Below are 25934 nucleotides of genomic sequence, written 5' to 3' on the forward strand. Positions count from 1 at the left end.
CAAACACCCCGCGATGGCGATAGAACCAGACAGATTTTTGCCTCCCTGAAACGGTTTGTGCGCGGGATCGATCCCGATTCGACAAATGCCGGGAAATCGCGCATAAGCCGCCGCTTCCGGCGCAAGTGAACCTTCGCGTCTCCACCGGGACGACCCCATCTTTCAGATGGATGAGCCCGGCGAGAACCCTCTGCCGACGTGATCGTCGCCAGAGGACGTTTCTCTATGGGGCCTGGTTCATCGCCAAACGAGGTTTGTGAATGTTCGAGGCTCTGAACGAGCGACTGACAGGCGTCTTCGACCGGATCACCGGTCGCGGCGCCCTGTCCGAGAAGGACATCGCCGAGGCCATGCGCGAGGTGCGCGTGGCCCTGCTCGAGGCCGACGTGGCCCTGCCGGTGGTCAAGGACTTCATCGCCTTCGCCAGCGAGCGCGCCCAGGGCGAGGACGTGATCCGCTCGGTCAAGCCGGCTGACCAGGTCATCAAGATCGTCCACGACGGCCTGATCGAGATGCTGGGCGGCGAAGAGCCGGTTCCGCTGAACCTGAACGCCACGCCGCCCGCCGTCATCCTGATGAGCGGCCTGCAGGGCTCGGGCAAGACCACGACGTCGGCAAAGCTGGCGCTGAGGCTGACCAAGACCGATCGCAAGAAGGTCATGATGGCCTCGCTGGACACCCGGCGTCCGGCGGCCATGGAGCAGCTGGAGACTCTCGGCAAGCAGATCGATGTGGCCACCCTGCCCATCGTCAAGGGCGAGAGCGCGGTCCAGATCACGAAGCGCGCCCTTCAGGCCGCGAAGCTGCAGGGCTTCGACGTCCTGATTCTGGATACGGCGGGCCGCACCACCCTGGACGAGGCCATGATGGCCGAGGCGGCCGAGGTCGCGGCGATCTCGAAGCCTGTCGAGACCATTCTGGTGGCCGACAGCCTGACCGGTCAGGACGCGGTGCGCACCGCCCGCGCCTTCCACGAGCGCCTTCCCCTGACCGGCCTGATCCTGACCCGGGCGGACGGCGACGGGCGCGGCGGCGCCATGCTGTCCATGCGGGCGGTCACCGGCCTGCCGATCAAATATCTGGGCGCCGGCGAGAAGGTCGATGCGCTGGAGGTGTTCGACGCCCGCCGCGTTGCCGGACGCATCCTGGGCCAGGGCGACATCGTGGCCCTGGTGGAGAAGGCCTCCGAGGAGCTGGACCAGGCCAAGGCCGAGAAGATGGCCAAGAAGCTGGCCAAGGGTCAGTTCGATCTGGACGATCTGGCCGGCCAGCTGGCGCAGATGAAGCGCATGGGCGGGCTGCAGGGCATCATGGGCATGCTGCCGGGCGCCGCCAAGATGAAGGCCCAGATGGCCAATGCGAACATCGACGACAAGATGATCTCGCGTCAGGAAGCCATCATCAGCTCCATGACCAAAGCCGAGCGCAAGAAGCCCGACGGGCTGAACGCCAGCCGCAAGCGCCGCATCGCCGCCGGCGCCGGTGTCGAGGTGCAGGAGATCAACCGCCTACTGAAACAGCACCGCCAGATGGCCGATGCGGTCAAGGCGCTGTCCAAGGGGGGCGGTAAGAACCTGCAGAAAATGGCCGCCATGATGGGCATGGGCGGCGGCGGCGCGGACATGGCGCGGCTGCAGGCCATGGGCGGCGGCAAACTGCCCCCTCCCGACCCCGAGAAACTGAAATCGATGCTGCCGGGCCTGGGTGCGCCGGGCGGTCCCGACCTTCCCCCCGGCGGGCTTCCCGGCCTTCCCGGATTCCCTCCGAAGAAATAACGACTTCTAACGAAAGAGACTGAAAATGCTGAAGATTCGCCTGAGCCGCGGCGGCGCCAAGAAGCGTCCCTACTACCACATCGTGGTGGCCGACTCCCACTCGCCGCGCGACGGCAAGTTCATCGAGCGCGTGGGCAGCTATAACCCCATGCTGCCCAAGGACCACGCCGAGCCCCGCGTGAAGCTGAAGGCCGACCGCATTTCGGAATGGCTCAAGAAGGGCGCCCAGCCCACCGACCGCGTGGCCCGCTTCCTGAGCCAGGACGAGGCCCTCGCCGGTCAGGTCACCTGGACCCAGGGCAACAACCCGAACCGCGCCAAGCCGGGCAAGAAGGCCCAGGAGCGCGCCGCCGAGCGGGCTCAGCGCGAAGCCGACCGCGCCGAGGCTGAAGCCGCCGCCAAGGAAGAGGCCAAGGCCGCTGCCGAAGCCGCCGCCGCCGCGCCCAAGGAAGAGGAAGCCCCGGCCGCCGAAGAGCCCGCCGCCGAGGCCCCTGCTGCTGAGGAAGCCGCTCCGGCCGCCGAAGAAGCCCCCGCCGCCGAAGAGGCGACCGAGGAAAAGACCGAGGCTTAATCGGCCCTCATCCCCGGCGCAGGCCGGGGTCCGGAAAAGTCAGGAGCAGCGTTTCGCCTGGAAGCGCTGCTCCTTTTCGTTTCCGGCCGGCGCCTTACGATCTGGATCCCGGCCTTCGCCGGGATGAGCGGAGTTGTGAACCATGTCCGAGGCAAAACTCATCCTCGTGGGCCAGGTGGCCGGAGGCTTCGGGGTGCGGGGCGAGGTGCGGGTGACCGCCTTCACCGACGACCCTCTGGCGCTGAAGGCCTATGGCCCCCTGCTGCGCGCTGACGGCTCCACCGGCCTGACCCTGACCACCGCCCGCGCCGCCAAGGGCGCGGTGATCGGCCGGGCGAAAGAGATCGAGACCAAGGAACAGGCCGACGCCCTGCGCGGCCTGAAGCTGTTCGTGCCGCGCGAGCGCTTTCCCGCGCCGGACGAGGACGAGGTCTATGTCACCGACCTGATCGGGCTGGAGGCGCGGGATCCCGACGGGCACGCGCTGGGACGCGTCAAGGCGGTGCAGAATTTCGGCGCCTCGGACATGCTTGAGATCGCCCCGGCCGAGGGCGGCCAGACCTGGTATCTGCCCTTCACCCGCGAGGCGACGCCCGAACTGCACATCGCCGACGGCTGGATTCTGGCCGTGCGCCCCAACGAGGTGGGCGAGCGCGAGCCGGACTAGCTGTTGTCCTCGACGGGCGCGCCCGGGCCGTTCTTCTTGATGGACTCGATGGCGTTTTCGGCTGAGGCCTTGGAGCTATAGCCCTCGGTGGAGAACATCACCTCGGAATTGTACTTGAAACGGACGCGGAACTCTCCGGCCTTGTCCTTGTAGATCTCGAACGTGTGGGCCACGGCGGCCTCCCTTCATCTGATCCCCGACCCGGCGACCGTGCCACGGCGAGGCCTTAGGTCAACCGCAGCCGGGCGCGACACAGACACAGTTGTGTGAAACTCACCCCGCGTCCGAGAGGAAGTCCAGAATGGCGCCGCGCGCCGCCGGTTCGTCCAGCATGGGGGCGTGGCCGACGCCGGGAACCTCCACGAAGACCATGTGCGGGGCGGCCTCACGCATACGCCCCGCTATGTCCGGGCTGAGCAGGTCCGACGTGGCGCCGCGCACCAGCATCAGCTTGCGGCCCTCGGCCAGATTACGGAAGGCGGGCCACAGGTCCGGGACCAGGGCGTCCTTGCCCGCCGCGCGCATGGGCGCGGTGATGTCCGGGTCATAGTCCAGCACCGGAACCCCGTCCGGGCCCTCGCGGAAGACGCGGCGGGCGAAGGCCATCCAGTCGTCCGGGCCGTAGTGCGGCAGGGCCGCGCCATTGGTGCGCCGGGCATAGTCGGCGGCGTCGTCCCAGTTGCGGATATCCACCTTCTGGCCGGTGTAGGCGGCGATGCGGGCCAGGCCCTCGGGCGCAACCTCTGGCCCGATGTCGTTCAGAATGGCGGCGGCGACCCGTTCCGGCGTCAAGGCGGTCAGCGCCATGGTGATCAAGCCGCCCATGGAGGTGCCCAGAAAAACCGCCCGCCCGATACCCGCCTGATCCATCAGGGCCAGCACGTCCTTCGCATAGATGGGCGGTTGATAGGTCATGGGGTCGGCCGCGCGGTCCGACCGGCCCCGCCCGCGCACATCCAGCGCCAGCACCCGGCGGCCCGTCGCCGCGATCAGGGGCGCGATGGTCCCGAAATCGGCGCTGTTGCGGGTCAGGCCGTGGATGGCGATCACCGGCAGCCGCGCCGGCCCCTCGGCCCCCGCATAGTCGCGGGCGTAGAGGCTCAGCTCATCGGAGGTCCAGCGGCGGTCGGTGAAGATCATGGGGCGCATCCTGTTGGGGCGCTGACCCTAATTCATCGACAGCGGAATTAAAGACCCGTACCGGCAGGACGCCGGACAGGGCGCCCACCTCCTGGGCCCGCGACCGGGGCATGACCAGAACCCCGCTGGGGGTGGAGACCACCACCACGTCGGTCATGCCGATGACCGCCACCGGCGGCCCGCCGCTCCAGACCAGGCAGCCGGAGGACTCCACCGCCGTGGCCGCCCCCTTCAGGTGATTGTCGGCCCGGTCGCGGCCCGATGCCGACCACAGGGCGTTCCAGCAGCCCACATCGCGCCAGCCCAAGTCGCAGGCGACCATGGCCAGACGGTCGCTATGCTCGATCACCGCCCGGTCCAGCGAGACGGACGGCCCGGGCGCGGCGGCCAGGGTCACGCGCGAGCCGCGTCGCCGGGCGCCGGACCATGCCGCCTCGGCGCGGGCGGCGACCCTGGGGGCATGGCGGGCGATCTGGTCCTGAAAGACGGCCGGGCGCCCCAGGAACAACCCCATGTTCCAGCCCCAGTCCCCCTGGGCGATCATGGCCTCGGCCGTCTCCCGCTCGGGCTTCTCCACGAAGCGGTCGATGCGGTGAAGGCCGCCAGTGCGCGCTGCGCCCGCGCGGATGTAGCCATAGCCGGTCTCGGGCGTTTCGGGCCGGGCGGAGAACAGGACGATGTCGTCGCTCGCGCCCCCTGCGGCGGTCATGACGGCGGCGCGGAAATCCTGCGGCTTCTCGATGCGGTGGTCGGCGGGCGCGATCAGGACGGCCGCGTCCGGCGCGATCTCCATGGCCGCCCGGACGGCGCAGGCCACAGCCAGGGCCGTGCCGCCCGGCTCAAGCTCCGTCAGGATCATGGCCGGACGGACGCCTATGGCGCGCAACTGGGCCCGCACCAGATCCTCATGGGCGGCGGCGCAAACGATGATCGGTGGCAGAAACGGCGCAGCGGGCGATGGGGCGAGGCGGCGGACGGTGGCCTGCAATAGGGTCTCGTCGCCCGCGATGGGATGGAACGGCTTTGGCCGCTCGGCGGTGGACAGGGGCCACAGGCGCGAGCCCGATCCGCCGCACAGGATCACCGGCAGGACGCCCTGGTCCATCCTTCAGCCCTCCTCAAAATCCCCGGCAGTCACCCTAGAGAAAAAGGTTAACGCGTAGCAAGCCGCAACCGGAGTTGAGCGACCGGGCGTGGCGCGGCGGGCTCTGGCTTGTTAGGAGGCGCCCAGAGTTTTCAGCCAAGGCCAGACCATGCCCCAGTCCGTTCCCCAGCCCCTGAAGGCCGGCGTCGCCGGCGCCGGCGTCATGGGCCGCAATCACGCCCGCGTCCTGGCGGAGGTCCAGGGCGTGGACCTGACCACCATCTTCGATCCCGACTCCGTGACGGGGCAGGGCGTGGCGGACCTGTACGGCGCCGCGGCCGTGACCACCGCCGAGGCCTTTGTGGACGCCGGGCTGGACTGCGCCGTGGTGGCGACGCCCAACCGCTTTCACGCCGATCTGGGCGTGGCCCTGCTGGAAAAGGGCGTCCATGTGCTGGTGGAAAAGCCCATCGCGCCCACGGTCAAGGACGCCCAGCGCATGATCGACGCGGCCAAGGCCAATGATCGCGTCCTGATGGTGGGTCATGTGGAGCGGTTCAATCCGGCGGTTGAGACCGTGCGCCGGGCCATCGCCGATGAGGACGTCATCTCCATCCAGGTCACCCGCGTCGGCCCCTTCCCGCCGCGCATGGGCGAGGTGGGCGTGGTCATCGACCTGGCGGTGCACGACATCGACATCATCCGTCACCTGACCGGCTCGGAGATCACCGAGGTCCAGCCCCAGCTGGCCCGCACTCGCGCCGAGCGTGAGGACACCGCCCTGCTGCAATTCCGGCTGGAGAACGGGGTGATCGCCCACATCACCACCAACTGGCTGACCCCCTACAAGACCCGCACCCTGCAGGTGGCCACCCGCGGCAAGTTCGTGGTGGCCGACCTGATCACCCGCCAGGTGACCGAGTATTTCGGCCAGCAGGCCGACGGCTCCTACTCCACCCGCATGCTGAACAGCTGGCCCGCCGAGCCCCTGAAGAAGGAGCTGGAGGCCTTCGTCCACGCCATACGCACCGGGGAGCCCCCCGCCGTCACCGGCCAGGACGGGCTGAAGAATCTGGAAGTGGCCCTGCGGTGTCTGGGCGAGGGATGAGCCTCAGCCCACCACCTGCATGCCCAGCCATTCGGCTATGAGGGCGGGCTTGTCGCCGCCTTCGATCTCGACGGTGACCTCGTGTTTCAGCAGCCAGCGCCCGCCCCCTTTTTCGTCGGCGGCGAGCAGTTTGAACCGGGCGCGGACCCGCGAGCCGGACGGCACGGGGGCGAGGAAGCGGACCTTGTCGAATCCATAGTTGACGCCCATCACCACGCCCTCCAGCGGGGCCATGCCGTCGAAGGACATGCGCGACAGCAGCGACAGGGTCAGAAAGCCGTGGGCGATGGTTCCGCCGAAGGGCGTGGCCTTCGCCGCCTCCGGGTCCACATGGATGAACTGGCGGTCCTCGGTGATCTCGGCGAAGGCGTCGATGCGGGCCTGATCAACCGTGATCCAGTCGGAAACACCCACCTCGGTTCCGATCAGGCCGGCGAGGGCGGACGGGGCGATGGGGCTCATGACGGATCTCCGGGAAAACGGTTCTCGATGATGGCGGCGTAGAGCGCCGGGTCAACATTGCCGCCGGTCAGCATGACGACGCTGTTGCGGTCCTCGGCCGGGATCTTGCCCGCAAGAAGGGCCGCCAGAGACACCGCGCCGCCCGGCTCCACCACCAGTTTCAACCACCGGAAGGCGAAGCGCATGGCCTCGGCCACCTGGGCGTCGGTGACGGTCAGGGAGTCCTGCACCCGCCGCTGATTGACGGGAAAGGTCAGTTCGCCGGGCATGGGCGCCATCAGGGCGTCGCAGATGGAAGGGGTCGCCTCCCCATGAGTGGCGCGTGCGCCCTGGGCCAGGGAGCGACCGTGGTCGTCGAAGCCGGCAGGCTCCACCACCACCGCGCGGGTGTCGGGGCTGCGAGCCTCCAGCACAAGGTTGATTCCCGCCATCAGCCCGCCGCCGGAAACGCCGCACAACAGTTGATTCAGCGGGCCTGCGCCCATGGCCTCGGCCTGGTCCAGAATCTCCAGCGCCGTGGTTCCCTGCCCCTCGATGATGAAGGGATCGTCGAAGGGCGGCACGAGCACGCAGCCCCGCTCGCGGGCGATCTCGGCGCCGATCTCTTCACGGCTTTCGGTCCAGCGGTCGTACAGGCGCACCTCGCCGCCGAAGGCGCGAACGCCGTCCACCTTCGCGGCGGGGGAATCCGACGGCATGACGATCAGCGCATGGGTTCCCACCGCGCGGGCGGCCGCCGCCACCCCCTGGGCATGGTTGCCCGAGGAATAGGCCACGACGCCCTTCGCCTTCTCGTCGTCGTCCAGACGGCTGATGCGATTGTAGGCGCCGCGAAATTTGAAACTGCCCGCCATCTGCAGGGTCTCGGCCTTGAGCAGCACCCGCCCGCCGACCCGCTCGTTCAGGGCGGGATGCTCGATCAGGGGCGTGCGCACGGCGGCGGGAGCGATCTGGCGTGCGGCGTCCAGGACGCCTTCGTAGGAGGGAGCGGAATCGGCCATGAACCTCACTTAGCGTAACGCGCGGATCATCGCTAAGGTGGTTCGCATGAGCGGACTGATCCTCGCCATCGACCAGGGCACCACCTCCACCCGCGCCATCGCCTTCGAGGGGGCGGTGGAGGACGCGGTGCGGCCGGTGGCCGTCAGCCAGATCGAGCTGGCGCAGCATTTCCCGCAATCCGGCTGGGTCGAACACGACGCCGCCGAGATCTGGCGCGCCACCCTGCAGACCTGCCGCGAGGTCATCCGCAAGGCGGGCGGCGCGGCGCGGTTCTCGGCCATCGGCATCACAAACCAGCGCGAAACCGCCGTGCTGTGGGACCGCAAGACGGGCGAGCCGCTGCACCGGGCCATGGTCTGGCAGGACCGGCGCACCGCCGACGTGGCCGCGAGCCTGCGCGAGGCGGGCCATGAAGCCATGGTCCAGGCCGCCACAGGGCTGGTGCTGGATCCCTACTTTTCCGCGACAAAGTTCGCCTGGCTGCTGGATGCGGTTCCTCGCGCCCGCGACCGGGCCGAGGCGGGCGAGCTGTGTCTGGGGACCATCGACGCCTGGCTGATCTGGAACCTGACCGGCGGACGCAGCTTCGTCACCGACGCCTCCAACGCGTCACGCACCCTGCTGATGGACCTGAAGAGGGTGCAGTGGCGCGATGATCTGTGCGACTTGTTCCGGGTTCCGGCCGCCGCCCTGCCGGAAATTCGCGGCTGCGCCGAGGTGCTGGGCGAAAGCGAGCCCAGCCTGTTCGGCCACGCCCTGCCCATCGCCGGGTGCGCGGGGGATCAGCAGGCTGCGCTGGTGGGCCACGGGGCGCTGGAGGCGGGCGAGGCCAAGATCACCTACGGCACCGGCGCCTTTCTGGTGGTCAACACGGGCGACACGCCGGTGGCCTCCGCCAATCGCCTGTTGACGACCCTGGGCTACCGGGTTGGCGACCGCACCGCCTATGCGCTGGAGGGCGCGATCTTCTCGGCCGGCTCCACGATCCAGTGGCTGCGGGACCAGATGGGTCTGATCGGCGCGTCTCGGGATTCCGAAGGCGTGGCCCAGTCGCTCAGTGACAACGGCGGGGTCTATCTGGTCCCCGGATTCACGGGGCTGGGCGCGCCCTGGTGGAACGCGGAAGCGCGCGGAGCCATCACCGGCCTGTCGCGCGGGACCGGTCCGGCCCATGTGGTGCGGGCGGGGCTGGAGTCCCTGGCCTATCAGACCCGCGAGCTGCTGGACGCGCTCGCCGCCGACGGCTCGCCCCGCCCGGCGGTGCTGAAGGTGGACGGCGGGGTCACCGCCAACGCCTTCGCCATGCAGTTCGTCGCCGACATCTGCGAGGTGACGGTGGAGCGTCCCGCCTTTCAGGAGATGACCGCCCTGGGCGCCGCGCGGCTGGCGGCGCTGGGCTGCGGCCTGACCACCGACCTTCCCCGCGCCTCGGGCGAGGCCCCGGCCCGCTGGACGCCCCGCATGAAAGCCGAAGACCGCGACCGCCTGCTAAGCGGCTGGAACAAGGCGGTTCGCGCCGCCATCGCCGCCGCCTGATCCAAAAAGAAGAAGAGACCATGGAAACGCCCGATCCCCAGGCCGCCTTCGCCGGCACCCGCCCCGTCGATCCCCGCCACGCCTTCGATGTGGCCGCCCTGGAGCGCTGGATGGCCGAGCACGTGGCGGACTACGCCGGGCCGCTCAGCGTCAACCAGTTCAAGGGCGGGCAGTCGAACCCCACCTATGAGCTGGTCACGCCGGGCCGCACCTATGTGCTGCGCCGCAAGCCGCCGGGAAACCTTCTCCCCTCGGCCCACGCCGTGGACCGGGAGTTCCGGGTCATCTCGGCTCTGGCGAAACAGGGCTTTCCCGTCGCCCGGCCTTACGCCCTGTGCGAGGACGCAGATGTCATCGGCTCCATGTTCTATGTGATGGACAAGGTGGAGGGCCGCATTCTGTGGGACCTGAAGCTGCCCGGCATGGAGCCGGACCAGCGCCGGGCCATCTATGAGGCCCAGACGGACGCGTTGGCCCGGCTGCACGCCATCGATCCGGAGGCGGCGGGTCTGGGCGACTACGGCCGGCCCGGCAACTATTTCGCCCGGCAGGTGGGGCGGTGGTCCAAGCAGTATGCGGCGTCGGAGACCGAGGCCATTCCCGCCATGGACCGGCTGATGGCCTTTCTGCCCGAAAGCCTGCCTCCCGAGGGGCCCACGCGCATCGTCCACGGCGACTGGCGGCTGGACAACATGATCCTGGCCCCGGAGACGAAAATTGGCCGGCCCGAGGTTCTGGCGGTGCTGGACTGGGAGCTGTCGACGCTGGGCGATCCCATGGCGGACCTGTCCTACTACCTGATCGGCTGGGTCATTCCGGCCAGCCAGCGCAACGGCGTGGGCGGGGCGGACCTGAAGGCGCTGGGCATTCCCACGGTGGAGCAGACGGTGGACCGCTACGCCGCGGCCACCGGCATGCGGCCCGATAATCTGGACTGGCTGATGGCCTATAACCTGTTCCGGCTGGCGGCCATCTGTCAGGGCATCGCCGGGCGCGTGCGCGACGGCACCGCCTCCAGCCCCCAGGCGGTGGCCACGGCGGCGCAGGTTCACCCCCTGTCAGAGGCCGCCTGGAGCTTTGCGCAGAAGGCCGGCGCCTGAGTCTTTCGCGCGCGTTGTCTTGATTATCGCCCCAATTCCGCGTTAGCCCGCGTCTCCCTGAGCGCCGCCCCCCGGATTTGGGCGACCTGCGCCGCACGCAGCACTGGACATTCTCCCTCCGCATGAGAGATCTGAAACAAACCGGCTTCACCGACCGCATCGCGGCCCAGCAGGCCCGCAAGAAGGCGCTTCTGGAAGGCTTCAAACCCAAGCCCGCCCAGCCGGACCCCGAGTTCGACAAGCTGGCCGAGAAGCGCGCCGCCGAGAAGGAAGCCATCCGCGCCCAGCACGAGGCGGAAAAGGCCGAGAAGAAGCGCCTGTCCGCCGAAAAGGCCGCCGCCCGCCAGGCCGAGGCGCAGGAAGCACAGGAAGCCGTCGACGCCGAACGTCGGGGCGCCCGCAAGGAACGCAAGGCCCTGACCAAGGCCGAGCAGAAGGCGGCGCGCGACGCCCGCTACGCCCGCCGCAAGGCCGGCCGCTAAACCTCGCCGATCTGGTCAGAAGGCATCCGCCACATTATCTGTGGCGGATGACCGCGCTCACATCCCGCACCGTCGCCCGTCTGCACCCCGCCCAGCGGGATGACATCGGCGACCTGATCACCCGTCGCCCCCTGCCGGGACCGGACCTGCCGCAGGTGGATCCGTTCCTGTTCCTGAACCACCACGGGCCCCAGACCTATCCGCCGAACAATCGGGGCCTGCCGTTCGGGCCGCACCCGCACCGGGGCTTCGAGACCGTCACCTTCATTCTGGACGGAGAGCTGTCCCACGCGGATTCCGGCGGCGGCGAGAGCATCATCGGCCCGGGCGGAGTGCAGTGGATGACGGCCGGGTCCGGCCTGATCCACGCCGAGCTGTCGCCCGCCGGCTTCAAGCGCGACGGCGGGCCCATGGAGATCCTGCAGCTGTGGGTGAACCTGCCGTCCCGGCTGAAGATGACGGCGCCCAACTATGTAGGCCTGCAGTCTGCCGACATTCCCAAGGTGACGCTGGACGACGGCCGCGTCACGGTCGAGGCCGTGTCCGGCCGCTGGGCCGGGACCGAGGCGCCGATCCAGTCCCTGATCGACGTGCAAATGGCGGTGGTGCGCTTCAAGGCAGACGGAACGTTCGAGGCGCCGGTCGAGAAGAGCCAGAACGTCTTTCTCTATGTCGTCAGCGGTGATGTGACGGTGGGCGGCACGCCCGTTCCGGCCTGGAACCTGGCCGCGCTGAACGAGGATGGCGACGCTGTGCGCATCGAGGCTTCAGGCGACGCCGTGGTGCTGCTGGGCCATGCCGCGCCAATCGGCGAGCCGGTCTTCGCCCACGGCCCGTTCGTCATGAACACCCGCGAGGAGATCATCCAGGCGGTGCAGGACTATCAGACCGGCAAGTTCGGTCCTCCGCCGCCGGTCTGAGGCAGGCGCGCCAGACGCCGCGCGTGTTTGTCCGCCATCTTCAGCGCCCAGCCCGTGGGCGTGACGCGCACGGCGATGGACATGAAGCGGTTGAAGGCGCCGGGAATCTCCACCGGGCGATTGGCTTCACAGGCCTCGTAGCCGGCGCGGATGACCGGTTCGGCCTCCATCCACATCCAGCTGGGATAGGCGCGGCTGACCGCGTCGCGTGAGCCGTTGGCGTCGTGGAACTCGGTCAGGGTGTAGCCGGGGCACAGGACGGTGACGTGCACCCCGGTCCGCTTCAGCTCCAGATGCAGGCCCTGGGACGCCTTGATCAGGAAGCTCTTGAGCGGGCCGTACAGGGTGTCCCCTCCGGTGGCGGGCAGGAAACCGGCCAGGGACGCCACGTTCAGGATGCGGCCGAACCCGCGACTGACCATTCCCGGGGCCACGCGGCGCGACAGGGCAACCGGCGCCGCAGCCATCACCGCCAGCATGCCGGCGTGCTGTTCCGGCGACAGGCTCAGAAAGCCGCCGGTCAGGCTGTAGCCCGCATTGTTGATGAGGCCGTCCACATGCCGGCCCTCGGCCTCCACCGCATCCACCAGCCGGTCGGCGGCGCCAGGTTCGGCCAGATCGAGGGGAATGGTCAGGACCTGGGCGCCGTGGCGGGCGCGCAGCTCGGCGGCGACGGCCTCTAGCCGGTCGGTCCGGCGCGCGGTCAGGGCCAGGTCCCAGCCGTGGGCGGCGTAAAGACGGGCGAACCCTTCGCCCAGACCGGCGGAGGCGCCGGTGATCAACATCAGGGGGCGCGGCGTCGGCGTCGTCACGCGGCGGGCAGCCGGATGCCGGCCAGGGACGGCGGGTTGTCTGCCAGCAGGTCGGCGATGGTGATGCGTGACAGGGCCTTGGCCGCCGCGTCCTCGGCCGCCGTCAGGGCTTTGGCCACCTGACGGGGAATATGTTCTCCCACCGGGCATCCCTTGGCGCCGGCGGGCGGGGAGCCCAGATGGGCGCAGCCGTTCACGGCCTTGAGCACCATGTCCAGGGTTATGCTTTCGGGGCGCTGCGTCAGCCAGGCTCCGCCATTGGCGCCGGGGCGCGTGGCGATCAGACCGGCGCGGGCCAGCATGGCCGTGACGCGCCGGATAACGACGGGGTTTGTGGGGACCGATGCCGCCAGGACCGAGGACGGAGCCGCTGCGGTCGCGTCAAAGGCCCCCTTGTGCGCCAGATAGGCCAGGGCGTGGGCGGCGACGGGGAATCTCTGGCTGTCTGACATGGTCCGGCTCCACCCCTGAGATAGGGCCGCGCGGTGGAATTCACAAACCCTAGCGTTTGTGCGGTGCAACACAAAATCAGCCCGCACGATTGAACCCCCGCCGGAAAGGGCGTAAAGCCCCGCCGCTTTGATGGCCGTCGCCGCCGCGACGCCGGAGGATCATTGAATGGCTGGGACCCCTCCCGGCGAAAACGGCGCCTCCCCCGCCGCTTCGCCCACGCCAGACGGCGCTTCCAATACCCCGCAGACCCACGACTCCCATGCCGCCGGCGGCCATGGGCACGGCTCGCTCGCCGCTCTGACCGTGGGCGCCATCGGGGTGGTCTTCGGCGACATCGGCACCAGCCCGCTTTATGCGATGCGCGAGGCCCTGACCCATTCGCGCAGCGGCGGCACCGCCGAGCTGGCCGTACTGGGGGTGCTGTCGCTGATTTTCTGGGCCCTGATCCTGGTGGTCACCATCAAGTACGTGGTCTTCCTGATGCGGGTGGACAACAAGGGCGAGGGCGGCACGCTGGCCCTGATGGCCCTGGCCCAGCGCGCCATCGGGCGACGGCTGCAACTGGTATTCTTCCTGGGCCTTTGCGGCGCGGCCCTGTTCTATGCGGACGGGATTCTGACGCCCGCGGTTTCGGTATTGTCGGCCGTGGAGGGCTTGCGTGAGGCGCCGGGCGTGGGCCGAGCCATGACGCCCTTCGTTTTGCCGATCGCGGCCGGCATCCTGATCGCCCTGTTCATGGTCCAGTCGCGGGGCACCGCGGGTCTGGCCAAGGCGTTCGGCCCGATCACGGCCGTCTGGTTCCTGATCCTGGCGGGTCTGGGGATCTTTCACATTTTCGACGACCCCTCGATCCTGAGGGGGCTGTCGCCGCACTACGGCATCCTGTTCCTGATCGACAACGGCTTCCTGGGCTTCGTGGTGCTGGGCAGCGTCTTCCTGGCCGTCACCGGTGCCGAGGCGCTCTATACGGACATGGGCCATTTCGGAAAGGCGCCCATCCGTCTGGGCTGGCTGGCCTTCGTCCTGCCGTGTCTGATGCTGAATTATCTGGGCCAGGGCGCCCTGGCCCTGTCGCGGCCGGCGGCCATCGAGAACCTGTTCTGGGAAATGGCCCCCCAGGCCATCTACTGGCCCATCCTGATCATGGCGACCCTGGCCACCATCATCGCCAGCCAGGCGGTGATAACCGGGGCCTTTTCCCTGACCCAGCAGGCGGTGCAGCTGGGCCTGCTGCCGCGCATGAACATCCGCCGCACGTCCGAAACCCAGGCGGGCCAGATCTTCGTGCCCTCGGTGAACATGATGATGCTGGCTGGGGTTCTGCTGCTGCTGGCCCTGTTCCCAACCTCGTCCCAGCTGGCGGGCGCTTACGGCGTGGCGGTCACCGGGGCCATGCTGGTGGACACCCTGCTGGCCTTCTTCATCCTGCGGTTCATGTGGAAGCGCAGCCTGATCGTCAGCGTGCTGGCGCTGATTCCGTTCGTGATCATCGACATCAGCTTCTTCGGCTCGAACCTGCTGAAGATCCCGCAGGGCGCCTGGGCGCCGCTGGTGATCGGGGCGGTCATCGTCATGATCATGTGGACCTGGACGCGCGGCACGCGCCTGCTGACCGAAAAGGCGCGCAAGGACAGCCTGCCCATGGCGGACCTGATCGAGATGCTCGGCGCCCGTCCGCCCCACCGCGCGCCGGGCACAGCCATTTTCCTGACTTCGGACCCCAGCGTCGCCCCGGTGGCCCTGATGCACAATCTCAAGCACAACAAGGTGCTGCATGAGAAGAACATCATCCTGACCGTGCGCACTCTGGACCGGCCGCGCGTGGCCAAGGACAAGCGCGTCGAGATCGAGGTCATCAACGACGACTTCAAGCGCCTGACCATCAACTACGGCTTCATGGAGAGCCCCAATGTGCCCAAGGCGCTGGGGGTGTGCCGCAAGCAGGGGCTGAAGTTCGACATCATGTCCACCAGCTTCTTCCTGGGCCGCCGCTCCGTGGCGCCCGCGCCGGGCAAGAACATGCCCAACTGGCAGGACAAGCTGTATGTGTTCCTGATGCGCAACGCGGCCAATCCCACGGACTTCTTCCATATCCCCGCCGGCCGCGTGGTCGAGATGGGCACGCAGGTGACGGTTTGAGTGAAGACAACGAGGCGGGGATCGAGGCCCGCATCGCCGCCGGGGTGCTGCTGAACGCGGCGCTGGAGCGACGCGGCGGCATGGACGAGGCGCTGAACTTCCGCGAACTGAAGGGCCTGTCGCCCCAGGACCGGGCCTTCGCTCGCGCCGTGGCCATGGCGGCCCTGCGCCGTCTGGGCGAGATCGACGCCATTCTGGATCGCCGCCTCAAGAAGGGCCCGCCGCTGGCGGTGCGCACCATCCTGCGCGTGGCCCTGGCCCAGACCATGGTGCTGGGCACGCCGGATTTCGCAGCAGTGTCGAGCGCGGTGAAGCTGGCCGAGCGGGACGTCAAGACCCGGCCCTACAAGGGCCTGGTTAATGCGGTGCTGCGCGGCATCGGCCGTGACGGGCCGGACAAGATCGCCGCTGAGGCCAATCTGCCCGACTGGATCGCCGCGCGTTGGCGGGCGGCCTACGGCGCAGAGACCCTGACCGCCCTGGCCGAGGCCGGACGGGCCGAACCGGCCACGGACCTGAGCCTCAAGCCCGGCGCAGATGCGCCCGCACTGGCGCAGGCGCTGGAGGGCGTGGTCCTGCCCGGCGGCTCGGTGCGCACCACCCGGCGCGGCGACATCGCCGAATGGCCGGGCTTCGCCGAGGGAAGCTGGTGGATCCAGGACGCCGCCGCCGCCGTGCCGGCCCGCCTGCTGGACGTGAAGCCGGGCGAGAGCGCGCTGGACATGTGCGCGGCGCCGGGGGGCAAGACGCTGCAACTGGCCGCGGCGGGCGCGGAGGTCACGGCGCTGGATCGGTCGGAGTCGCGCCTGCGCCGGCTGACCCAGAACCTTGAGCGCACAGGGCTCACCGCCGAGACCGTCGCTGTGCCGGCCGAGGATTGGGACGACGCGCGGACGTTCGACGCCGTGCTGCTGGATGCACCGTGCACCGCCACAGGCACCTATCGCCGCAATCCCGAGGCCCTGCGCCGCACACGGCCCGCCGATGTGGCCGATCTGGCGGATGTGCAGCATCGCCTGCTGGACGCCGCCGCCGCGCGGGTGAAGCCCGGCGGGCGGATGGTCTATTGCGTCTGTTCGCTGGAGCGCGAGGAGGGCGATAGCCAGATCATCGCCTTCCTGCGTCGCCACGACGATTTCCGGTTGGTCCCGGCTGACCCGGAAGCCCTCGGCGCGCCGGCGGACGCCCTGGCGAAGGAAGGCTGGCTGCGCATCCTGCCGTCCATGTGGAATGAACAAGGCGGCCTCGACGGCTTCTTCGTGGCCCGGCTGGAGCGGAGCTAATTCTCCCTCTCCCGGTGGGAGAGGGCTGCGCGCCGCGAGATGCGAAACAACTCGCTTCTTCGCGCGCAGGGTGAGGGTTCAGCGGCTACCTATGGCGAGCCGACCCCGTCGTCGGATCGGCTCCGCCACTCCTTCCTCCACCCCCGCGCAAGAACCTCCGCGCTGCGCGCTCCGGTGCGCGGGTTCCCCCTTCTCCCATCGGGAGAAGGTCAGGCCCCGGCCTCTTCCGTGCGCTTCTTCATCAGGGCGTCGAAGCTGTCCCAGACGCCTTCGGCGCCGTGCCAGGCGCCCTTGGTGGCGGCCTTGGAGTATTCGGTGGCCCGGGCCTCGAAGAAATTGGCGTGCTCCACGCCCGACAGAAGGCTTTGCAGCCACGGCAGGGGGTTCTCGGTCACGCCGTAGACCTCGGGCAGCTTCAGCTGGCGCAGGCGCCAGTCGGCGATGAAGCGGATGTACTGCTTGATGTCGTCCGGCGTCATGCCCTGCACCGGCCCGGTTTCGAAGGCCAGGTCGATGAACTTGTCCTCCATGTCCACCACGGTCTTGCAGCACTCGACGATGTCGTCGGCCACGGCCTTGGTGACGGCGCCGGTCTCGCGGTTGAAGGCGTGGTACAGCTTGATGATGCCTTCGCAGTGCAGGCTCTCGTCGCGCACCGACCAGCTGACGATCTGGCCCATGCCCTTCATCTTGTTGAAGCGCGGGAAGTTCATCAGCATGGCGAAGCTGGCGAACAGCTGCAGCCCTTCGGAAAAGCCCCCGAACATGGCCAGGGTGCGGGCGATGTCGGCGTCGGTCTCGACCCCGAACTGGCCCATATAGTCGTGTTTGTCCTTCATGGCCTCGTATTCCATGAAGGCGCCGAACTCGCTCTCGGGCATGCCGATGGTCTCGAGCAGCAGGGCGTAGGCCGCGATGTGGATGGTCTCCATATTGGCGAAGGAGGCCAGCATCATCTTCACTTCGGTGGGTTTGAACACCCGGCCGTAGCGCTCCATGTAGTTGTCCTGCACCTCGATGTCCGCCTGGGTGAAGAAGCGGAAGATCTGGGTCAGCAGGTTGCGCTCGCCGTCGTCCAGCTTGGTCGCCCAGTCCTTGCAGTCCTCGCCCAGCGGCACCTCTTCGGGCATCCAGTGGACCTGCTGCTGCTTCTTCCACATGTCGAACGCCCACGGGTAGCGGAACGGCTTGTAGGCGTTCGAGGCGGTCAGCAGACCGGGCAGGTCGGCGCGGATCGGCGTGATGGCGTTCATGGTAATCTCGAATGCGACTCGGGCGGCGGAACGGCCTTCACCATGATGGTCTCTCCGCCCGGCGCCAAGCCAAAATGCGGCTATATTGCGATCACTTTTTCCGCAGCCCCCATATCTGGTGTGTCGGTGGGGATTTGATGGGGAGGAACCTGGGGACGAGTTTCACCATCTACGGCGCGGGCCCGCTCGGGTTCGCTCGCGTGCAGGCGATGACGCATCCCTTCCCCCCGTCCCGCGTTCCGGCATAGCTTGAACGGCATCACACAGGCGGGAGGCGTCACATGCGTTGGGGAAGCGGACGACGGGGCGGCGGCATCGAGGACCGGCGCGGCATGGGTCCGGGCGTGGCCGGCGGCGGCATCGGCGTCGCCGTGCTGGGGATCATCGGCTATCTGGTGTTCGGCATCGACCCTCAGGTGACCACCCAGCTGGCCAGCCAGTTCGGCGGCGCCGGTCAGGGCGAACAGGGCGAGGTGGGCACGCCCGAGGATCAGGCCGGGCTGTTCGTCGACGTCATCAGCACCAATGTCAGCGACGTCTGGGCCACGCGGCTGGACGGCTACCGCCCGCCCAATGTGGTGCTGTATGAACAGGGCACGTCCACCGGCTGCGGCTATGGCCAGGCGGCCATGGGTCCCTTCTATTGCCCGGCGGATCAGACGGTCTATCTGGACCTGGGCTTCTGGCAGGTGATGAATGACCAGCTGGGCGCCGGCGGCGATTTCGCCAACGCCTATGTCATCGCCCACGAGGTGGGCCACCACGTCCAGACCCTGACCGGCGCGTCCGATCGGGTGCGCCAAGCGCAACAGAGCGCCAGATCAGAGGGCGAGGCCAACCGGTATTCCGTGGCGCTGGAGCTTCAGGCGGATTGCTACGCCGGGGTCTGGGCCGCCAACGCCTCGGCTGTCTCGGACGGCCGGGTGGCGCTGGAGCCCGGTGATCTGGAAGAAGGCATGAACGCCGCCTCGGCCATCGGCGACGACCGCCTGACCGGCGGCCGCGCCAGCCCCGAGACCTTCACACACGGCACCTCGGCCCAGCGGGTCGAGTGGCTGCGGCGGGGCTATGACTCCGGCGACCCCGCCGCCTGCGACACCTTCTCGGCCTTATAGGATCAGGCCAGGGTCTTCAGCTTGTCGACCAGATCGGTGCGTTCCCAGCTGAAGCCGCCGTCCGCGTCCGGCTCGCGGCCGAAGTGGCCATAGGCGGCGGTGCGGGCGTAGATGGGCTTGTTCAGGCCCAGGTGCTCGCGGATGGCGCGGGGGGTGGCGCCGCCGATCATGGCGGGCAGTTCGCGCTCCAGCACTTCCTCGGCGATCTTGCCGGTGCCGTGCAGATCCACGTGGACCGACTGGGGCTCGGCCACGCCGATGGCGTAGCTGAGCTGGATGGTGCAGCGGTCGGCCAGGCCGGACGCCACCACGTTCTTGGCCAGATAGCGGGCCGCATAGGCGGCCGAGCGGTCCACCTTGGTGCAGTCTTTGCCGCTGAACGCGCCGCCGCCGTGGGGCGCCGCGCCGCCGTAGGTGTCCACGATGATCTTGCGGCCGGTCAGGCCGGCGTCGCCGTCCGGCCCGCCGATCTCGAACACGCCGGTGGGATTGATGTGCCAGACGGTCTCGTTGGTGATGAAGCCCTGGGGCAGCACCTCGGCCACCACCGGCTTGACCAGGGCGGCCACGTCGGCCTGGGTCATGCCCTTGGCGTGCTGGGTGGAGACCACGATGGAGGTGGCGCGCACCGGGGCGCCGTTCTCGTACTGCAGCGAAACCTGGCTCTTGGCGTCCGGCTCAAGACGCTTCTCGCCCCCGTGCCGCAGCTCGGCCAGACGCTTCAGGATGCGGTGGCTGTAGGCCAGGGTGGCCGGCATCAGTTCCGGCGTCTCGTTCGACGCATAGCCGAACATGATGCCCTGATCGCCCGCGCCCTCGTCCTTGCCCTCGGCGGCGTCCACGCCCACGGCGATGTCGGCGGACTGTCCGTGCAGATGGTTCGAGAATTCGAACGTCTTCCAGTGGAAGCCATCCTGCTCATAGCCGATGTCCTTGACCGCGGCCCGTACAGCCTCCTCGATCTCGGCCTCGATTCCCGGGGCCCAGGCCCCGTTCTCCCAGATGCCCTTGCCCCGGATCTCGCCGGCCAGCACCACGCGGTTGGTGGTGGTCAGGGTCTCGCAGGCCACCCGGGCCTGCGGATCCTTGGCCATGAACAGATCGACGATGGTGTCGGAGATGCGGTCGGACACCTTGTCGGGATGGCCTTCGGACACGCTTTCCGAGGTGAAGACGTAGGAGGTGCGGCTCACGGGCGAGGCTCCGGATTTCGATGGAGCGCCAGCCATATAAAGATATGCTTATATGTTCAAGCGATCTCGCCCGTGAGCGGCGGCATCAGTGCGCGACGGGCCGGCCCGCATCCTGCGCCGCCTGGGCCTGGCCCTCGTGGCGGCCTTCGGCGAACTCCTCGATCATCTTGGCGCAGAAGGCCGGTAGGTCGTCGGGGTCGCGGCTGGTGACCAGACCCTCGTCCACCACCACTTCCTCGTCCACCACCTGGGCGCCCGCGTTGCGCAGGTCCGTGCGGATGGTCTTGTAGCTGGTCAGCTTGCGGCCCTCGACCACGCCCGCATCGATCAGGATCCAGGGCGCGTGGCAGATGGCGGCCACGGGCTTTCCGGCGTCGAAGAAGGCGCGCACGAACTTCAGGGCGTCGTCGTCCACGCGCAGGGTGTCGGGGTTATGGGCCCCGCCCGGCAGCACCAGTCCGGCATAGGCCGAGGCGTCCGCCGCGCCGACGGCGCGGTCCACCTTGAACGTGTCGCCCTTGTCGAAATGGTTGAAGCCCTGGATTTCGCCCTGTTTCGGCGAGACGATCTCCACGGTCGCGCCCGCGTCCTTCAGCGCCTTCATGGGTTCGGTCAGCTCGACCTGTTCAAAGCCGTCGGCGGCCAGGATGGCGATGGTCTTGCCGTTCAGTGTCTGGGCCATGATGCGGTCCTCCTGTGGTTGCTCGCATGAGCCAGACCAACAACACAGACGGTCATGGGTTGCGGCCACGCTTGGCGAACTGGCGGATACGCCGCATCTTGTGATCATGCGCACCCTGACCGGACTGATCCTGATCGGCCTCATGACCGCCTCCGGCGCGGCGGCGCAGGTCGCGCCGTACGGAGCGGACCCCCACCGCTATCAAGTCCAGCGGCATCAGGCCCGGATGGACAGCCTCCGCCTTCAGGCCGACGCCCGGGCCGAAACGGCCCGTCGTCTGCAAGGGGAGACGCGCGTCACCTTGCGAGAGCTGGAGGACCGTCGCCAGCCGCCGATCCCTTACGTGGAACAGGCCGCCCCGCCCAGCGATCCCGCCGTCACCAGCGAACGCCATCGCCAGACCCGCGAAGCCGTGACCCAGATCGACGACTGGCTGGAGCGGACGCCGGACTGATCCTCAGGCCCGGCCGCCCTGGGCCGACAGCATGGCCGCGTCCACGCCTATGCCGGCCAGGGCCCGGGTCCATTTGGTGGCGTGGTCTGCGTCGAACAGCAATTCGGGCGTGGGGGCGGCGGTGAGCCAGACGTTTTCCGTCAGCTCGTCCTCGAGCTGGCCCTCGCCCCAGCCGGCATAGCCCAGCACAAGCACCGACCTGCGCGGCCGGGTCACCGGGTCCGTCATCGCCGCGAGAGCTTCACGGGTCGCCGTGATGGCCAGGCCCTCTCCAACGGGCAGGGACGCGTCCGGCGCGGTCCAGTCATCGGTGTGCAGGACGAAGCCCCGCTCACGATCCACCGGGCCGCCCACCAGCACGGCCTGATCCGGCGCCTTGTCAGCGTCCCGCATCTCCAGCTTGTCCAGCACGGTCCGCAGATCGACGCCCGGCGCGGGCCGGTCCAGCCGCAGGCCCATGGCATGGTCGGCCTGATGAGCGCAGATCAGGATCACCGCATGCTCGAAACGCGGATCGCCGATGCCCGGCATGGCCACGAGAAGCTTGCCCGCGAGAGACTGGAATTGCGACATGCCGTCATCATCGGGGCCGGGTCCGATGGATGCAAGGGACGCAGGGGTCACGGCGCCAGCTCGATGTCCCAGTAGAGGTAGTCCAGCCAGCTCTGGTGCAGATAGTTGGGCGGGAATCGGCGTCCCAGGTCCTGCAACTGCCAGCTGTTGGGGCGGAAAGGACTGCGGCGGATCGGCATGTCCGCCTGGCGCGGCGTGCGGCCGCCCTTCCTCAGATTGCAGGGCGCGCAGGCCGCCACGATGTTCTCCCAGCTGGTCACGCCGCCCTGGGAGCGCGGCAGCACATGGTCGAAGGTCAGGTCGGCGCCCGAACCGCAATACTGGCAGGCGAAGCCGTCGCGCAGGAAAACGTTGAATCGTGTGAAGGCCGGCTGGCGGTCCTGATCGATATAGCTCTTCAGCGAAATGACGCTGGGCAGTCGGAACTCCAGCGACGGGCTCCGCACCACCTTGTCATAGGTGGAGACCACGTCCACGCGCTCCTGAAACACCGCCTTGACCACCTCCTGCCACGGCCAGACGGACAGGGGGTAATAGGACAGCGGCCGGAAATCGGCGTTCAGCACCAGGGCGGGAAAGCCGGACGGCGGACGGGACAGGACCTGCATCAGGCCCCTCCCACGCGAATGCTGGAAAGGATCGAGGCGACGGGACTGAAGACACGCCCTCCTTCACGCTCGGAAGCGTCTGACACTAGACCTGATTCGATGACGCCGCCATGACCCCTCGAACTGTAAGTCAGGGTTTCAGAGACGCTTCCGGGAAGGACGGCAGGCTCCAGCCCCACTTCAGGGCGCCGGCGCGCAGGCCGAAAGCGACAAGGGTGGCCAGCGCAGCCGCCGGCCAGTCGGCGACCCCGACGGCCGTCAGCACCACATAGGCCGTGGCGCCGGCCAGGGCGGCGGAGACCACGATCTCGCGGCGCAGCAGAACCGAGGGCTGGCCCGCAAGAAGGTCGCGCACAATGCCCCCGAAACAGGCGGTCAGCGCGCCCATGACGATGCAGATCAGAGGCGCGGCGCCCCAGGCCTCGGCCTTCGCCGCCCCGATCACGCCGTAGGCGGCCAGGCCGAACGCATCCAGCCACAGCAAAAGCCGGAACCGCCACGGGCGCGGTCCCAGAAGCCAGACGACCACGCTGGCCACGATGCACATGGCGATGTAGCGCCAGTCCACGACCCAGAAGACCGGCGCTCCGATCAGGATGTCCCGCAGGGTGCCGCCGCCGACCCCGGTGATGGCGGCGAAGAAGCTCATGGTCACCAGGTCATGCCGGTCCCGCGCGGCCGCCAGGGCGCCCGTGGCGGCGAAAACCGCCACACCCGCATAATCCAGCGCCGCCAGCAGGGCGACGTCGGTGACGGGAAGGTCGGGCGGTGTCAGGCCGGCGATCATGGAGACGTCTCGAGGGCGATTTCACCGCGCTTCACCCCGCCATACCATGCCCAGAGCAGATGCGCCGCCACACTTCGGTGCGGCCGCCAGATTTCGGCGCGCAGATAGGCGGTCTTCTCATTGGGCCGGTCGTCGGCGGCGTCGGCCCAGCGCATGGCCTCCTGCAAGGCCACGTCGCCGCCCGGAAAAACGTCCTGCCGTCCTTCGCAGAACATCAGATAGGTTTCAGCGGTCCATTTGCCGACGCCCTTGATGGCGGTCAGGGCGGCGATGGCCTCGTCGTCGCCCAGCGTCTGCATGTGCTCCAGATCGATGCGGCCCTCGACCTGGGCGCGGGCGATCTCCTGCCCGTACTTCGCCTTCTGACCGGACAGGCCGAAGGTGCGAAGCGTGTCGATGTCGCGGGCCAGAACCGCCTCGGGCGTGATCTCTCCCAGCCCCTCGCCCACGCGGCGCCAGATGGATGCGGCGGCGGCCACCGAGACCTGCTGCTCCACGATCATGCGGAACAGCCCCTCGAAACCGCCGGGACGCAGGCGCCATTCGAAGACCGGCGTCGTCGCATGGGCGCGCGCCAACGCCGGGTCGGCCTGGGCCAGGGCGGCGCGGGCGGCGGCGACGGCGTCGGGATCGGGAGCGATGACGGGCACGGGCGCCTCCAAGGCGTGATCGACAGGGGCGCGGTCCGGCGCTAGCGTCCGGCCATGCGCACCCTTGCTGATCTTCTGGCGCCGATGACGCCGGATCAATTCTTCTCGGACCATGACGGCCGAAAGCCGCTGCACATTCCCGCGACCGACGGTGAAGACAAGCGGGCCCTGCTGAACTGGGACACCTTCAACAGTCTTCTTGGTCAGGCGTCCCTCTGGACGCACACGACGCTCCAGCTGATCCACAACGGAAGCCATATCTCGCCGGAGGCCTACTGCGCCGAGGTTCAGAGCCTGACCGGTCCGATCGTCCGTCCGTCACCGGCCAAGGTTCAGGTCATGATGGCCATGGGCGCGACGGTGATCGCGAACGAGGCCGGGGATCTCACGCCGGAGTTGAGAGCCGTCTGCGACATGCTGCGCGAACGCTTCGCGGCCTCGGTGGCGGCCAACCTGTACTGCTCATTCCAGGGCGTGCGGGGGTTCGGCCCCCATTATGACCTGCACGACGTCTTCGCCATCCAGACCGAGGGAGAGAAAATCTGGCGGCTGTATCAGAACCGCGCCGAGTGTCCGGTCGACTATCCGGGGGAGGGCGAGGCGATCCGGGACTGGATGGCCCGCAACGCCGGACCGGTCATGACGGAGGTGCGAATGCGCCCCGGCGACGTGCTCTACCTGCCCCGCGGATGGTACCACGACGCCCTGGCGGTGGACGGTCCATCGCTACATGTGACCCTGTCGGTGACCCCGCTTTACGGGCGCATCCTGTTCCGCCTGCTGGAGCCGGCGGCCATGCAGGATCCGGCGTTTCGTAACTGGTTGCCGCCCGCTGACCGCGATGGCGGCGCGGCCTTGTCCGAACGGCTGGCCGACCTGGGACGCCGCCTGTCGCAGCTGGCCGCCAGTCCGGCCTTCCGGGACGAGATCGCCATGGCCCAGCAGCGCCTGAGGCCCCGCGCGCCGGCCTATGACCTGCCCCGCCGCCAGACGCTGACGTTTTACGTTCCGACTGGCCTGGCGGCGCCGGCGACGCGTGGGCCGGCGCGGGTGGCCATTGACTGGGCCATGGCCCAGTCCCGGTTCGCGCTGGAGGACATGATCGCCCAGTTCGACTTCATCTCGGAAACAGACCTTCGCGCCGCGGTGGAGGGCGCTGAAAAGGCGGGCGCCCTTCGGCGCGCCTGAGCCGGTGTTCACCACCCGTTTCGCGCCTTCGCCCACCGGCCTGCTGCACCGGGGTCACGCCTTCTCGGCCCTGACCGTCCATGACGCTGCGCGCGCGGCGGGCGGACGCTTCATCCTGCGCATCGAAGACATCGACCAGACCCGTTGCCGCCCGGAACATGAGGCGGCGATTTTCGAGGATCTGGCCTGGCTGGGACTGGACTGGGAGACGCCGGTGCGGCGACAGTCCGACCATCTGGGCGACTACGCCGCGGTCATTGAGGACCTGAACGGGCGAGGCCTGCTGTATCGCTGTTTCCGCACCCGGCGCGAGATCATGGAGGGCATCGGCCAAGCGCCGCACGGCCCGGCTGAAGCCGTGCGGCCCGGTCCGCATAGTCCGGCTGAGGAGGCGCGGCTGCTGGACGAGGGTCGGCCCTTCGCCTGGCGTCTGTCGCTGGACCGGGCGCGCGAGGCGCTGGGCGCCGCATGGACGGACCTGGCGTTTGTGGAGGAGGGAACCGGTCCGGCTGGCGAGACCGGGTTGATCCGGGCGCGGCCGGAGACCGCGGGCGATGTGGTGCTGGCGCGCAAGGACGCGGGCGTGGCCTACCACCTGGCGGCGACCCACGATGACGCGCTGCAGGGCGTCACCCATGTGATCCGGGGTCATGACCTGTTCGAGGCCGTCCATATCCAGCGGCTGATCCAGGCGCTGATGGGCTGGCCCGCCCCCATCTATCGCCACCACCGCCTGCTGACCGGGCCGGACGGCAAGCGCTACGCCAAGCGGGATCGGTCGCAAACCCTGGCCGAACTGCGGACGGGCGGGATGACGCCACAGGCGCTCAGAGTGGAGCTCGGCTTTCCCGACGCGGCATGAAAAAGGGCCGGAGCGTCGCTGCTCCGGCCCTTGCT

28 protein-coding genes are annotated in these 25934 nt (G+C 68.7%); 14 read left to right on the forward strand and 14 right to left on the reverse strand.

Annotated elements, in window-relative coordinates:
* Nucleotides 1-260: 260 nt before the first annotated feature.
* The 3 genes from ffh to rimM all read left to right on the forward strand — a co-directional run bounded on the left by ffh (nucleotide 261) and on the right by rimM (nucleotide 3013).
* Entirely contained in the window at nucleotides 261-1775 is a 1515-nt protein-coding gene (gene ffh, locus ACI8U3_RS02525; RefSeq protein ID WP_415013291.1) for a signal recognition particle protein, read from the forward strand.
* A gap of 25 nt (nucleotides 1776-1800) precedes the next feature.
* Nucleotides 1801-2346, forward strand: coding sequence for a 30S ribosomal protein S16 (gene rpsP / locus ACI8U3_RS02530; RefSeq protein ID WP_415013292.1), 546 nt, complete (start codon nucleotides 1801-1803; stop codon nucleotides 2344-2346).
* A gap of 142 nt (nucleotides 2347-2488) precedes the next feature.
* Entirely contained in the window at nucleotides 2489-3013 is a 525-nt protein-coding gene (rimM, locus tag ACI8U3_RS02535; protein ID WP_415013293.1) for a ribosome maturation factor RimM, read from the forward strand.
* Here rimM and ACI8U3_RS02540 read toward each other — a convergent pair.
* From ACI8U3_RS02540 to ACI8U3_RS02550, 3 genes are all read right to left on the reverse strand, one after another.
* Nucleotides 3010-3186 carry a YegP family protein gene (locus ACI8U3_RS02540; RefSeq protein WP_415013294.1) on the reverse strand — a complete coding sequence of 59 codons (177 nt, stop codon included), beginning with the start codon at nucleotides 3184-3186 and terminating at the stop codon, nucleotides 3010-3012. The two genes, rimM and ACI8U3_RS02540, sit on opposite strands and share 4 nt — an antisense overlap.
* 100 nt (nucleotides 3187-3286) lie before the next feature.
* The gene (locus tag ACI8U3_RS02545; protein ID WP_415013295.1) at nucleotides 3287-4153 is read right to left on the reverse strand and encodes an alpha/beta fold hydrolase; all 867 of its coding nucleotides are present in this window, start codon (nucleotides 4151-4153) and stop codon (nucleotides 3287-3289) included.
* Nucleotides 4119-5258, reverse strand: a complete 1140-nt coding sequence (locus ACI8U3_RS02550; RefSeq protein ID WP_415013296.1) for a mannose-1-phosphate guanylyltransferase — start codon at nucleotides 5256-5258, stop codon at nucleotides 4119-4121. Before ACI8U3_RS02550 ends, ACI8U3_RS02545 begins: the two co-directional genes overlap by 35 nt.
* Nucleotides 5259-5406: 148 nt before the next feature.
* Here ACI8U3_RS02550 and ACI8U3_RS02555 point away from each other — a divergent pair, with 148 nt between their 5' ends.
* Complete coding sequence (locus ACI8U3_RS02555; RefSeq protein ID WP_415013297.1) at nucleotides 5407-6345, forward strand: Gfo/Idh/MocA family oxidoreductase; 939 nt, start codon at nucleotides 5407-5409, stop codon at nucleotides 6343-6345.
* Nucleotides 6346-6348: 3 nt separating this feature from the next.
* Here ACI8U3_RS02555 and ACI8U3_RS02560 read toward each other — a convergent pair whose 3' ends face one another.
* Complete coding sequence (locus ACI8U3_RS02560) at nucleotides 6349-6807, reverse strand: MaoC family dehydratase (RefSeq protein ID WP_415013298.1); 459 nt, start codon at nucleotides 6805-6807, stop codon at nucleotides 6349-6351.
* Nucleotides 6804-7808: a threonine ammonia-lyase gene (locus tag ACI8U3_RS02565; protein WP_415013299.1), complete on the reverse strand. Its 1005-nt coding sequence runs from the start codon at nucleotides 7806-7808 to the stop codon at nucleotides 6804-6806. Before ACI8U3_RS02565 ends, ACI8U3_RS02560 begins: the two co-directional genes overlap by 4 nt.
* Nucleotides 7809-7854: 46 nt before the next feature.
* Between ACI8U3_RS02565 and glpK the strand changes: the two genes are divergently transcribed.
* From glpK to ACI8U3_RS02585, 4 genes are all read left to right on the forward strand, one after another.
* A complete protein-coding gene (gene glpK, locus ACI8U3_RS02570; RefSeq protein ID WP_415013300.1) occupies nucleotides 7855-9345 on the forward strand; it encodes a glycerol kinase GlpK in 1491 nt (496 codons plus the stop codon).
* A 20-nt stretch (nucleotides 9346-9365) separates the two neighbouring features.
* Nucleotides 9366-10445 (forward strand): phosphotransferase family protein, encoded by a 1080-nt coding sequence (locus ACI8U3_RS02575; protein WP_415013301.1) that lies wholly within the window; start codon nucleotides 9366-9368, stop codon nucleotides 10443-10445.
* Nucleotides 10446-10567: 122 nt separating this feature from the next.
* Nucleotides 10568-10927 carry a DUF6481 family protein gene (locus ACI8U3_RS02580; RefSeq protein ID WP_415013302.1) on the forward strand — a complete coding sequence of 120 codons (360 nt, stop codon included), beginning with the start codon at nucleotides 10568-10570 and terminating at the stop codon, nucleotides 10925-10927.
* A gap of 47 nt (nucleotides 10928-10974) precedes the next feature.
* Entirely contained in the window at nucleotides 10975-11847 is an 873-nt protein-coding gene (locus ACI8U3_RS02585; RefSeq protein WP_415013303.1) for a pirin family protein, read from the forward strand.
* On the opposite strand, the gene ACI8U3_RS02590 is transcribed toward ACI8U3_RS02585, so the two are convergent.
* Nucleotides 11811-12659: an SDR family NAD(P)-dependent oxidoreductase gene (locus ACI8U3_RS02590; RefSeq protein WP_415013304.1), complete on the reverse strand. Its 849-nt coding sequence runs from the start codon at nucleotides 12657-12659 to the stop codon at nucleotides 11811-11813. The two genes, ACI8U3_RS02585 and ACI8U3_RS02590, sit on opposite strands and share 37 nt — an antisense overlap.
* Nucleotides 12656-13111, reverse strand: a complete 456-nt coding sequence (locus ACI8U3_RS02595) for an Rrf2 family transcriptional regulator (protein ID WP_415013305.1) — start codon at nucleotides 13109-13111, stop codon at nucleotides 12656-12658. The genes ACI8U3_RS02590 and ACI8U3_RS02595 overlap by 4 nt, the downstream gene beginning before the upstream one ends.
* A gap of 166 nt (nucleotides 13112-13277) precedes the next feature.
* Here ACI8U3_RS02595 and ACI8U3_RS02600 point away from each other — a divergent pair, with 166 nt between their 5' ends.
* Both ACI8U3_RS02600 and ACI8U3_RS02605 read left to right on the forward strand, forming a co-directional pair.
* Entirely contained in the window at nucleotides 13278-15251 is a 1974-nt protein-coding gene (locus ACI8U3_RS02600) for a potassium transporter Kup (protein WP_415013306.1), read from the forward strand.
* A complete protein-coding gene (locus ACI8U3_RS02605; protein ID WP_415013307.1) occupies nucleotides 15248-16534 on the forward strand; it encodes an RsmB/NOP family class I SAM-dependent RNA methyltransferase in 1287 nt (428 codons plus the stop codon). Before ACI8U3_RS02600 ends, ACI8U3_RS02605 begins: the two co-directional genes overlap by 4 nt.
* Before the next feature lie 209 nt (nucleotides 16535-16743).
* Here the strand turns inward: ACI8U3_RS02605 and ACI8U3_RS02610 are convergent, their stop codons facing one another.
* A complete protein-coding gene (locus tag ACI8U3_RS02610) occupies nucleotides 16744-17787 on the reverse strand; it encodes a ribonucleotide-diphosphate reductase subunit beta (protein WP_415013308.1) in 1044 nt (347 codons plus the stop codon).
* Nucleotides 17788-18068: 281 nt separating this feature from the next.
* On the opposite strand from ACI8U3_RS02610, the gene ACI8U3_RS02615 reads away from it, so the two are divergent.
* Nucleotides 18069-18902, forward strand: a complete 834-nt coding sequence (locus tag ACI8U3_RS02615) for a neutral zinc metallopeptidase (protein ID WP_415013309.1) — start codon at nucleotides 18069-18071, stop codon at nucleotides 18900-18902.
* A gap of 2 nt (nucleotides 18903-18904) precedes the next feature.
* Here the strand turns inward: ACI8U3_RS02615 and metK are convergent, their stop codons facing one another.
* Nucleotides 18905-20095 (reverse strand): methionine adenosyltransferase, encoded by a 1191-nt coding sequence (gene metK, locus ACI8U3_RS02620; protein ID WP_415013310.1) that lies wholly within the window; start codon nucleotides 20093-20095, stop codon nucleotides 18905-18907.
* 85 nt (nucleotides 20096-20180) lie between these two features.
* Nucleotides 20181-20777 (reverse strand): type 1 glutamine amidotransferase domain-containing protein, encoded by a 597-nt coding sequence (locus ACI8U3_RS02625; RefSeq protein ID WP_415013311.1) that lies wholly within the window; start codon nucleotides 20775-20777, stop codon nucleotides 20181-20183.
* A 106-nt stretch (nucleotides 20778-20883) separates the two neighbouring features.
* Here ACI8U3_RS02625 and ACI8U3_RS02630 point away from each other — a divergent pair, with 106 nt between their 5' ends.
* The gene (locus tag ACI8U3_RS02630; protein ID WP_415013312.1) at nucleotides 20884-21231 is read left to right on the forward strand and encodes a hypothetical protein; all 348 of its coding nucleotides are present in this window, start codon (nucleotides 20884-20886) and stop codon (nucleotides 21229-21231) included.
* A 3-nt stretch (nucleotides 21232-21234) separates the two neighbouring features.
* Here ACI8U3_RS02630 and ACI8U3_RS02635 read toward each other — a convergent pair whose 3' ends face one another.
* The 4 genes from ACI8U3_RS02635 to ACI8U3_RS02650 all read right to left on the reverse strand — a co-directional run bounded on the left by ACI8U3_RS02635 (nucleotide 21235) and on the right by ACI8U3_RS02650 (nucleotide 23849).
* Nucleotides 21235-21804 carry a YqgE/AlgH family protein gene (locus ACI8U3_RS02635; RefSeq protein WP_415013313.1) on the reverse strand — a complete coding sequence of 190 codons (570 nt, stop codon included), beginning with the start codon at nucleotides 21802-21804 and terminating at the stop codon, nucleotides 21235-21237.
* 47 nt (nucleotides 21805-21851) lie between these two features.
* Nucleotides 21852-22412 (reverse strand): HNH endonuclease, encoded by a 561-nt coding sequence (locus ACI8U3_RS02640; protein ID WP_415013314.1) that lies wholly within the window; start codon nucleotides 22410-22412, stop codon nucleotides 21852-21854.
* A gap of 130 nt (nucleotides 22413-22542) precedes the next feature.
* Nucleotides 22543-23199 (reverse strand): trimeric intracellular cation channel family protein, encoded by a 657-nt coding sequence (locus ACI8U3_RS02645; protein ID WP_415013315.1) that lies wholly within the window; start codon nucleotides 23197-23199, stop codon nucleotides 22543-22545.
* Nucleotides 23196-23849 (reverse strand): DNA-3-methyladenine glycosylase family protein, encoded by a 654-nt coding sequence (locus tag ACI8U3_RS02650; protein WP_415013316.1) that lies wholly within the window; start codon nucleotides 23847-23849, stop codon nucleotides 23196-23198. Before ACI8U3_RS02650 ends, ACI8U3_RS02645 begins: the two co-directional genes overlap by 4 nt.
* 54 nt (nucleotides 23850-23903) lie before the next feature.
* Between ACI8U3_RS02650 and ACI8U3_RS02655 the strand changes: the two genes are divergently transcribed.
* Nucleotides 23904-25037, forward strand: a complete 1134-nt coding sequence (locus ACI8U3_RS02655; RefSeq protein WP_415013317.1) for a JmjC domain-containing protein — start codon at nucleotides 23904-23906, stop codon at nucleotides 25035-25037.
* 4 nt (nucleotides 25038-25041) lie between these two features.
* Nucleotides 25042-25899, forward strand: coding sequence for a tRNA glutamyl-Q(34) synthetase GluQRS (gene gluQRS, locus ACI8U3_RS02660; RefSeq protein WP_415013318.1), 858 nt, complete (start codon nucleotides 25042-25044; stop codon nucleotides 25897-25899).
* Nucleotides 25900-25934: the final 35 nt, after the last annotated feature.

It is taken from the genome of Brevundimonas sp. (assembly GCF_047617075.1).
Taxonomy (GTDB): domain Bacteria; phylum Pseudomonadota; class Alphaproteobacteria; order Caulobacterales; family Caulobacteraceae; genus Brevundimonas.

Bases quoted from the DNA above. Each gene is read 5' to 3' on its own strand.
- ACI8U3_RS02630 (WP_415013312.1), top strand. From the start codon at position 20,884: ATGCGCACCCTGACCGGACTGATCCTGATCGGCCTCATGACCGCCTCC.
- ffh (WP_415013291.1), top strand. From the start codon at position 261: ATGTTCGAGGCTCTGAACGAGCGACTGACAGGCGTCTTCGACCGGATC.
- ACI8U3_RS02625 (WP_415013311.1), bottom strand. From the start codon at position 20,777: ATGGCCCAGACACTGAACGGCAAGACCATCGCCATCCTGGCCGCCGAC.
- ACI8U3_RS02635 (WP_415013313.1), bottom strand. From the start codon at position 21,804: ATGTCGCAATTCCAGTCTCTCGCGGGCAAGCTTCTCGTGGCCATGCCG.
- ACI8U3_RS02555 (WP_415013297.1), top strand. From the start codon at position 5,407: ATGCCCCAGTCCGTTCCCCAGCCCCTGAAGGCCGGCGTCGCCGGCGCC.
- ACI8U3_RS02615 (WP_415013309.1), top strand. From the start codon at position 18,069: ATGCGTTGGGGAAGCGGACGACGGGGCGGCGGCATCGAGGACCGGCGC.
- ACI8U3_RS02595 (WP_415013305.1), bottom strand. From the start codon at position 13,111: ATGTCAGACAGCCAGAGATTCCCCGTCGCCGCCCACGCCCTGGCCTAT.
- ACI8U3_RS02610 (WP_415013308.1), bottom strand. From the start codon at position 17,787: ATGAACGCCATCACGCCGATCCGCGCCGACCTGCCCGGTCTGCTGACC.
- ACI8U3_RS02545 (WP_415013295.1), bottom strand. From the start codon at position 4,153: ATGATCTTCACCGACCGCCGCTGGACCTCCGATGAGCTGAGCCTCTAC.
- ACI8U3_RS02600 (WP_415013306.1), top strand. From the start codon at position 13,278: ATGGCTGGGACCCCTCCCGGCGAAAACGGCGCCTCCCCCGCCGCTTCG.
- ACI8U3_RS02640 (WP_415013314.1), bottom strand. From the start codon at position 22,412: ATGCAGGTCCTGTCCCGTCCGCCGTCCGGCTTTCCCGCCCTGGTGCTG.
- rpsP (WP_415013292.1), top strand. From the start codon at position 1,801: ATGCTGAAGATTCGCCTGAGCCGCGGCGGCGCCAAGAAGCGTCCCTAC.
- ACI8U3_RS02560 (WP_415013298.1), bottom strand. From the start codon at position 6,807: ATGAGCCCCATCGCCCCGTCCGCCCTCGCCGGCCTGATCGGAACCGAG.
- glpK (WP_415013300.1), top strand. From the start codon at position 7,855: ATGAGCGGACTGATCCTCGCCATCGACCAGGGCACCACCTCCACCCGC.
- rimM (WP_415013293.1), top strand. From the start codon at position 2,489: ATGTCCGAGGCAAAACTCATCCTCGTGGGCCAGGTGGCCGGAGGCTTC.
- ACI8U3_RS02575 (WP_415013301.1), top strand. From the start codon at position 9,366: ATGGAAACGCCCGATCCCCAGGCCGCCTTCGCCGGCACCCGCCCCGTC.
- ACI8U3_RS02550 (WP_415013296.1), bottom strand. From the start codon at position 5,258: ATGGACCAGGGCGTCCTGCCGGTGATCCTGTGCGGCGGATCGGGCTCG.
- ACI8U3_RS02585 (WP_415013303.1), top strand. From the start codon at position 10,975: ATGACCGCGCTCACATCCCGCACCGTCGCCCGTCTGCACCCCGCCCAG.
- ACI8U3_RS02565 (WP_415013299.1), bottom strand. From the start codon at position 7,808: ATGGCCGATTCCGCTCCCTCCTACGAAGGCGTCCTGGACGCCGCACGC.
- ACI8U3_RS02655 (WP_415013317.1), top strand. From the start codon at position 23,904: ATGCGCACCCTTGCTGATCTTCTGGCGCCGATGACGCCGGATCAATTC.
- ACI8U3_RS02645 (WP_415013315.1), bottom strand. From the start codon at position 23,199: ATGATCGCCGGCCTGACACCGCCCGACCTTCCCGTCACCGACGTCGCC.
- ACI8U3_RS02580 (WP_415013302.1), top strand. From the start codon at position 10,568: ATGAGAGATCTGAAACAAACCGGCTTCACCGACCGCATCGCGGCCCAG.